This window comes from Parabacteroides leei, from assembly GCF_023369805.1.
Taxonomy (GTDB): Bacteria; Bacteroidota; Bacteroidia; order Bacteroidales; family Tannerellaceae; genus Parabacteroides; species Parabacteroides leei.
Window position 1 is genome coordinate 1 of the sequence record NZ_JAMBQG010000038.1, and the last position, 7278, is coordinate 7278.

General features: G+C 42.4%; 9 protein-coding genes. 2 read left to right on the forward strand and 7 right to left on the reverse strand.

The window, feature by feature from the left end:
* The coding region (locus tag M1P97_RS25985) for an IS110 family RNA-guided transposase (protein ID WP_249390605.1) at positions 1 to 920 on the reverse strand (920 nt) is incomplete at its 3' end.
* Positions 921 to 1099: 179 nt separating this feature from the next.
* On the opposite strand from M1P97_RS25985, the gene M1P97_RS25990 reads away from it, so the two are divergent.
* Positions 1100 to 1522: a hypothetical protein gene (locus M1P97_RS25990; protein WP_117748734.1), complete on the forward strand. Its 423-nt coding sequence runs from the start codon at positions 1100 to 1102 to the stop codon at positions 1520 to 1522.
* Positions 1523 to 1536: 14 nt separating this feature from the next.
* On the opposite strand, the gene M1P97_RS25995 is transcribed toward M1P97_RS25990, so the two are convergent.
* The 4 genes from M1P97_RS25995 to M1P97_RS26010 form a co-directional block, all read right to left on the reverse strand.
* Entirely contained in the window at positions 1537 to 2604 is a 1068-nt protein-coding gene (locus tag M1P97_RS25995) for a protein rep (protein ID WP_054856500.1), read from the reverse strand.
* A 533-nt stretch (positions 2605 to 3137) separates the two neighbouring features.
* Positions 3138 to 3347, reverse strand: coding sequence for a DUF6722 family protein (locus M1P97_RS26000; RefSeq protein WP_008142531.1), 210 nt, complete (start codon positions 3345 to 3347; stop codon positions 3138 to 3140).
* Between the two features lie 86 nt (positions 3348 to 3433).
* A complete protein-coding gene (locus M1P97_RS26005; protein ID WP_082390381.1) occupies positions 3434 to 3769 on the reverse strand; it encodes a hypothetical protein in 336 nt (111 codons plus the stop codon).
* Positions 3766 to 3993, reverse strand: coding sequence for a hypothetical protein (locus tag M1P97_RS26010; protein ID WP_008142517.1), 228 nt, complete (start codon positions 3991 to 3993; stop codon positions 3766 to 3768). The genes M1P97_RS26005 and M1P97_RS26010 overlap by 4 nt, the downstream gene beginning before the upstream one ends.
* 462 nt (positions 3994 to 4455) lie before the next feature.
* Here M1P97_RS26010 and M1P97_RS26015 point away from each other — a divergent pair, with 462 nt between their 5' ends.
* Complete coding sequence (locus M1P97_RS26015) at positions 4456 to 5733, forward strand: relaxase/mobilization nuclease domain-containing protein (protein WP_054856497.1); 1278 nt, start codon at positions 4456 to 4458, stop codon at positions 5731 to 5733.
* Positions 5734 to 5787: 54 nt separating this feature from the next.
* Here M1P97_RS26015 and M1P97_RS26020 read toward each other — a convergent pair whose 3' ends face one another.
* Together M1P97_RS26020 and M1P97_RS26475 are read right to left on the reverse strand one after the other, a co-directional pair.
* Entirely contained in the window at positions 5788 to 6552 is a 765-nt protein-coding gene (locus M1P97_RS26020) for a hypothetical protein (protein ID WP_054856498.1), read from the reverse strand.
* Positions 6553 to 7117: 565 nt separating this feature from the next.
* Positions 7118 to 7258, reverse strand: coding sequence for a transposase (locus M1P97_RS26475; RefSeq protein ID WP_394803956.1), 141 nt, complete (start codon positions 7256 to 7258; stop codon positions 7118 to 7120).
* Positions 7259 to 7278: the final 20 nt, after the last annotated feature.

Genomic DNA, 7278 nt, shown 5'->3' on the forward strand with positions numbered 1-7278 from the left:
TTTTTTTTACCCGCACTCTCGTTGTTGCCCGGAGAAAGACCGGCCCAGGACGAAAGATGCTTTTCAGAAGGGAAGTGGGACATGTCAAGACCTATCTCAGAAACCAGATCCTCTACAACCTTGGTGCTAAAACCGGGAATCTCCCTGAGAAGTTCAAGGACATTCTCGTACTTGGACAACAGTCTCTTTATACGTTCGGACAAATCATCAACCAAAGTCTGAGTTTGGTCTATATCCTTTCGGATCATCTGAAGAAGATAAATGTGATGCTCTTCAACAAAACCGGTACACGCCTCAAGCAATTCTTCAGGACTGGCTGACAGTTTACCGTGATAAACTGAATTTATATCATCAAGAGTAAGGACTTTACCTTCACAAAGCATATCAATAAGAGAAGTAGCTGTCGCACCGCTTGTATTACTTACTACACTTGAAAGCTTGATGTTGCAGTCTTCAAGAATACGCATCATACGGTTCTTCTCTGAAGCTATCTGCTGAATAAGCTTGTTCCGGTAACGGGTCAGGTCACGAAGCTGACGCTGCTCCTTGGGAGGAATATAGCTCGGTTTGAGAAGACCTGCCAGAAGAAGCTTGCAGATCCATTCGCTGTCCATTTTGTCTGTCTTGTGACCCGGAACATTCTTAATGTGACGGGCATTGACTATCCAGACATTGGGAATGGAATCTTCAAGAACCTTATAAACCGGCTTCCAGTAAACACCGGTACTCTCCATTCCCACATGCGTTACACCATTGGACAATAGCCATTCTTTCAATTCATTCAAAGAACTCGTGAAGGTTTTGAATGAGCGGGTCTCGCGTTGGATGCCTGCTCCGTCAATTGTCGCCACCACAACCTTCAGGTGGACGTCGATACCGCAAGCGCGCTGTATCAACTGAGGGAATGTCACTTCTGCCATAACTGATACATTTTAGGGTTACACTATACAAAGGTAACTTCAGCTTGACTATTTACATTCTCTTGGGCGTGATTTTTTTTATCTCATGGGAATTTCATAACAAATTCCTCCTATTTTTATAAAACACTCAAAATTAATAATAAAATCCGTATCTTTGTAAAGTACCAATTGATTTTCTTATGAAAAAAATAATATTAGCTATCATAATAATCACTTTACAAAGCTGCATTGAAAAAGAAGGTTATTACAATGACGGACAGAACAAAATCATTTCATTAATATGCGATACTATTTGGTGCAGAGATAAAATTAACAATGAAAACGGCACTACATACCAGGACGCTTATAATTTTAATGAAGATGGCACATACGAACACATCATCATTACAACAGATTCAGAAGGGACCGAACACATAAACAAAACCACTAGACAATGGTCATTCTATGACCCTGCATTTAATACCATTTATTTTGGTAACAAACACTACTGGGATATAGACAGACTAAATAAAGAACAATTCTCATTCTACGATAGAAGTGGAGAATTCGGAGAAATAGGAATGTCCAGAGAATACGTTACGCTCAAACCATACGCCAAATAAATTTCATCCAACAATCAACAAGGAGGTTTTTTTATCTCCTCAAGATAAATTTCCTGAAGAAGTTCGTCCTTACTCGTTACCTCATAACGGCACAATGCTTCTCCGGTTTCCATATTAAACCAGTCCGCAACACCATCTTTTACGGACATATACCAGGTATAAACACCATCCTCCACATTAAGACCTTCCACGTTCAACTCCAAGTCCTCGTCCCGGAACTCGTTCAACGCTTCATCCCCTATCATTTCCCTGAACTTGCCGAAACTGCTCATACGCTGCATACTGTGCATGGCAGTATATATCATGTCCAAAGCCTGATAGTTGATTTCTACCTTCTCAATCTTTGTTTTCTTTCCCTTCTGTTTCTTCGATTTCGTTACAGAAACAGAAGCTTTTGAGGAATACTTAAAAAGCTCCAGTGCACTACCTTCCAAATCTTGAACCTTAACATACTTCTGAAAACGTGAATCCGATTCTGTGCCCTGCAATTTCTTCCATTGTGCCACTATGTACCTGGCAGCTTCCAACGAATCCACTATCACATGAAAATGATAATGGAAGGAATACACGCCTTTCTTCTTATCCTTCACATGGTAGGTACATTCCTTTTTCATCACACCGGAACACTTCAAAGAGCGAAATGCGTGCCTAGTTCTTATACCTTCAGACCACAACTTATTATTTTTCTTTATAAACGCACGTAACTCGTCCACATTGTCCGTAACACAATTCCGGCAAGTAAGCGTCACAAAATAGAAATCCCTTCCCTCACTATGCAAAAATTTCATTATAGGAAGAAACTTTTCTATATTCTGCGCAGTCTGAATACGCTGGCAAATAGGACAAAATGGTCTATGACAATAGTGTGAATGGGCTTTTCCACCCCCCACCGTATATGTATTAGAACAAAAATAGGATTCTTCGTAAGCCTTGATTAACTTGCTTTCTGGGTTTTTTTCCGCAAGTTTCCGGCTGAAATTATGTGCTATGATTTTAGTCTTTGCTTTCTTTTTAAGACTTTCTTCACCCTTTTTTATAGGGTTTTCTTTGGATATGGTTTTATTTGTAGTATCTTTGCACATAGGAAAATTTTTGTGGCTTTTGTTTAGAATCCTCCCGCCAAGAAAGAAGCTAAACAATCGCCGATTGGACAATATGAAGCCCCGAGTTTGCCGCTCGGGGCTTTGTGTTATTAACTCTACCCCAAAAGTAGGCAAAACCTTTCAAACCGCCAAATATCCCTTTGAAAAACCTTTAAAACAGCAACTGACACGAAACTTTCTGATTTATCAAGTATGGGGGCTTGCCCCCATTCCCCCACCATCCGGCTCAACACCCAAACACTTTGTACTTTCGGAAAAAAGACCTATATTCGCAGTACACAAAGACAACCTGCCGAACGATACGGGAGAGTTGCAAAAAATAAGCTGCCAGGGCGAATTGACGGAGTTCCGACATCCCTGGCAGCTTTATTCTTTCCCTACCGTACTAATACGGTCAAGCGGTTTCCTTCTTCGACTGGTCTGTCTTGTGTATCTGTACACAAGCCCATATCCCTGCCACAAGGGCAGCAAGACCAAACACAGACAAAAATACTATCAGTTCCATAATACTGTTATTTTGATTTCTTAGACAACGCAATGAACGCAATGCCAGCAAAGGCGCATATCACCGCAAAAATACCTCCTATCGTGAATAAAAGTGCCCTGTTCACGTCCAGTTTCATTATTCCGGCAAGTATCACACCTCCAAATACCAGCTTCGCCACATCTATGAGGAGCTTCCCGGTTTCCGTAAAAATAACCTCCTTACGTTCCTTTTCCATAATGCAAATATATTAATTTTATTGGTTTCTTGTTCTATCCCCCTCCCGTCCCCCAAAGGGGGAGCACACAAAGACAAACCGTGCCTTCACTCAATGGAGTGTTGCTCTTCAAACAAACTTATCTGCCTTTCGTCATCATCGTTCCTGGCACGTTCCGCAATCCGTTCCCTCTCATGCAGGACAAGACGTTCTATGATGTTTATAGCCTGCAACCGCTCTCCGGCAGTGGTGCGCTCCTTTATATACTTTTTCATTTCATCGTTATTCAGCCAGTCTACATATATGTCTATCATGGAGAGAATGTACTTCTTCATACCGGAAGGGACACGCATGACAACCGTCCCATATCCGCTCAGCGGTTTGCGTCCGGCTCCTTCACGTTTGCCACCCCTCTTTGATTTCGTTACGCTTTCAGTACTCATAAACTTACCTCCTTTCTTACATGAATCCAGTTGCCGGAAGAATCCTTCATGCAGATAAAAGGACACGTGCCGGAACGGTAAGCCATACACGATGTATCACACTCCAACGTACACACCCTGCCTATTATCTTGCAGCCATGTCCGATTTCTGACACTTCGGAATCACTCTTGACGGACACCTCACCGTCAATATCCACCGCATAATAAATGTTATTGCACTCCATAACTCTTTGATTTATGTTACGAAATCAAAGGTACGAAATAGTTGATTACGTTACAAAAATCAAGCGTTAAAAATTGAATAATGTAACAAAAATCAAAAGTAGGCTATCTGATTTTTGTTACAGAAACCAAATACCGCCAACGAAAAGAAAACACCCATGCAAATGGCTGCACTCGTCGGGAGTGTTGGTACACCCCCTTGCCGTGCCGGCGCTCCCCGACCGATGAGTTTTTGTGCCATGCGGTATCTGAGAAAAGCCTGAGAGTTCCTGAAAACTTCCTGAGAACTCAAGTAATTTCACACCGCTTGCAAATCCCATCCGAATGGTTTAACTTTGTCAAAGGTTATAGCACACTATAACCCCTAAAGGGGTTGTGTGCGAGGGGACACCCCTCGACCCCAATGCAAGTCGCTACTCCGTACCGACTTGCCGTGAAGTACAGAAACCTAAATCGCATACAGTATGGCAAAGACAAGCATCAATGTAAGAGCCTGCAACATCGGCAGTGCAGAACGGCACAACCTACGCAGCAAGGAACTGGACTACATCCGTCCAGAACTGACCAACCGCAACGAGCAGTGGGTGGAACGCTCCATTCCTGAAGTACATCAGGACATCGCAGAGAAGTACAAAGCAGCAACCGGGCAGGGATTGCAGAAGAAGGCAACCCCAATCCGGGAGGGAGTTGTCGTAATCCAAGAAAACACGACCATAAGTCAGCTCCGGGAACTGGCGAACAGACTGGAGCAGCGTTTCGGAATACACACGTTTCAAATCTACACCCACAAGGACGAGGGTGCAGCCGTATGGAACGGACTGGAGAACGAATGGAAACCGAACTACCATGCACACATGATATTCGACTGGACGGACGGACACACCGGAAAGACAATCAAGCTCAACCAGCACGACATGGCAGAGATGCAGACCATAACGGCAGAGTGTCTGAACATGGAGCGAGGTGTGTCCTCCGACCGGAAGCACCTTTCAGCAATACAGTACAAGAATCAGGCTGAATCTGAAAAGGCAGCGCAGCTTCAGAAGGAGTGCCAAGAACTGGAACAGACCAAACAAGAGGGAATGGAAAAAGTAGGCAAAGTCCGTGAGGAACTTGAACAGACAAGAGAAAAGCTGAAGGAGGTAAAAACGGACATCAAGGTTCAGAAGCTGAAGGGAGCGGCAGCCGATACCGGAGCCGCCCTGATGAAAGCCGGAACAACCGTGTTTGATGCCACTACAAGCCTTTTCAATGCCGGGAAGGTAAAACGGCAGGAGCAGGAAATAAAAGGACTGAAATCCGAAAACTACACGCTTCAAACGAAAGTTCAGAACCTCGAGGGACATATCAGAACCGCAAACACGGAACTGGCAAGGGAGAGAGAAACGCACCGACTGGCAATCAGAAACGGAGAAGCCCGAATGAGAGCCATTACCGAAATGTTCCCAAGCATGGAGAACGCCAAAGAGAATATCGAGGAACTCCAGTCTATGGGAGTAGAAAACAACAATATCCGGCAGCTCCTTACAGGAAAGGAGATAACCTACACCGGAAACCTTTATGACAGGGAAAGAAGAAAGTCGTATCCGGTCAAGAACGTAAAAATAGACATCGCAAAGAGCCGGAACGGCATAACCACCATTTGGATGAATGACACACACTTCAAAACTTTCTTTCGAGAGCTTTGGAATAAGCTGCAAAAGGTATTAGGTCTTGATATTGGTAAAGGATTACATATATAAAAAAGAAGGGGAGCATTAAAAGCGCTCTCCTTCTTCATATAAATAAGTAAACTATTATTTACTAAAACGGCAAGTAGCTATTGTACCAGAACTTGGTGTACTTCCTTTAGCTTTAAATTCCCAATTATATTGCCCATTTTCCAACGCATCGTAATAAGCTGTCCACGTAAACGATGTATTAAACAAAGAACCAGTTCCGCTAAATGCAACACTTTCAGGAGTTGTTGTATTGTCATCTGGATTAACCTTTGCATTAGGACTAAGAATTTGGAAAAAATAATATCCAGTCACAAATGGATCTTTCTCAACAGTCATACGAATTGTCCTACTTGGGTCTTTAAAAGGAGTTGTGGTTTGTTCACTACCACCATACACCATCAGTGTTGAAGGTATAGTTCTTGAAGAAACTGCCGTTCCCTCTGATTTTTCAAAACCAAAATTTGCGTTTCTTAAATTCTTAACAATTGTTTTCCCATTTACAGAAAAAACCATATAAGCAACTTTAGGGTCTGAAACCGCTTCTGCTACTTGTTCATTCAAAGCCTGCAAATCCTTCTTACACTTCTCTAAATTTACAGGACTTACATTTTGAAGAGCTTGCCAATCTGAATCAGAAACATACGACAAAGCCCTTGTTTTCTTGTTTTCATTAATATAGTACTCATTCGTAGCTTCATTCACATCAATAAAACGAGATAAGACTTCCATGTCTGTTTGAGTATCACTAACAGATACAGTCGTTAAATCATCTTCATTGGAACATGAGGTTACAGCCATACCAGCAAATAACGCACAAGCAAAAAACAAAACTTTTTTCATACGTAAATATTAAGCGTCCTACACATAAAGTAGGACAGGTTTATACTAAAATTGATATAAAACCGAGTGGTTTGACAAAAGAAAGATTAGCATTCATGAAAACACAAATGCGGCTATTATACGATGACAAATAGCAACAGCTAAGAATTTAAAAGTTTCATACACGTGTACATAAGTCACAATCTTTGGCGCTTAGCTGTTGAGACCAATTTCATTTTCGGACTATGGTAATTCCAGTAAAAGTCGGCCTTTGGTCTGTATTGTTAATTGGGTGTTACTGCTTGTGGAACTTTAGTAAGCGAGACATTGTATCCAAGCTTTTTAAGTTCAGAAGACAAATATACCTTGCGTTTCTGCTCTATCTTGGATTGCATATATTGTGCTCCAAGTTCATGGTAACGGGACCCTGTACTCAGTATCAGATAAACGGATATCAACTGAGAATGTCCCACTGCAATCAAGGCACGTTTCTTTCCTCTGCGGGCAGCTATACGATGGTATCTCTCACTAAAAAACGTATTCTTTGTACGGGTCGCAGCCCATGCGGCTTCTGTGATTACCGCCTTTACCTGTTTGTTTCCGTGAGTGATTCGTGCGCTTTTTTTTTACCCGCACTCTCGTTGTTGCCCGGAGAAAGACCGGCCCAGGACGAAAGATGCTTTTCAGAAGGGAAGTGGGACATGTCAAGACCTATCTCAGAAACCAGATCCTCTACAACCTTGGTGC

Bases quoted from the DNA above. Each gene is read 5' to 3' on its own strand.
- M1P97_RS25990 (WP_117748734.1), top strand. From the start codon at position 1,100: ATGAAAAAAATAATATTAGCTATCATAATAATCACTTTACAAAGCTGC.
- M1P97_RS25995 (WP_054856500.1), bottom strand. From the start codon at position 2,604: ATGTGCAAAGATACTACAAATAAAACCATATCCAAAGAAAACCCTATA.
- M1P97_RS26000 (WP_008142531.1), bottom strand. From the start codon at position 3,347: ATGGAAAAGGAACGTAAGGAGGTTATTTTTACGGAAACCGGGAAGCTC.
- M1P97_RS26005 (WP_082390381.1), bottom strand. From the start codon at position 3,769: ATGAGTACTGAAAGCGTAACGAAATCAAAGAGGGGTGGCAAACGTGAA.
- M1P97_RS26010 (WP_008142517.1), bottom strand. From the start codon at position 3,993: ATGGAGTGCAATAACATTTATTATGCGGTGGATATTGACGGTGAGGTG.
- M1P97_RS26015 (WP_054856497.1), top strand. From the start codon at position 4,456: ATGGCAAAGACAAGCATCAATGTAAGAGCCTGCAACATCGGCAGTGCA.
- M1P97_RS26020 (WP_054856498.1), bottom strand. From the start codon at position 6,552: ATGAAAAAAGTTTTGTTTTTTGCTTGTGCGTTATTTGCTGGTATGGCT.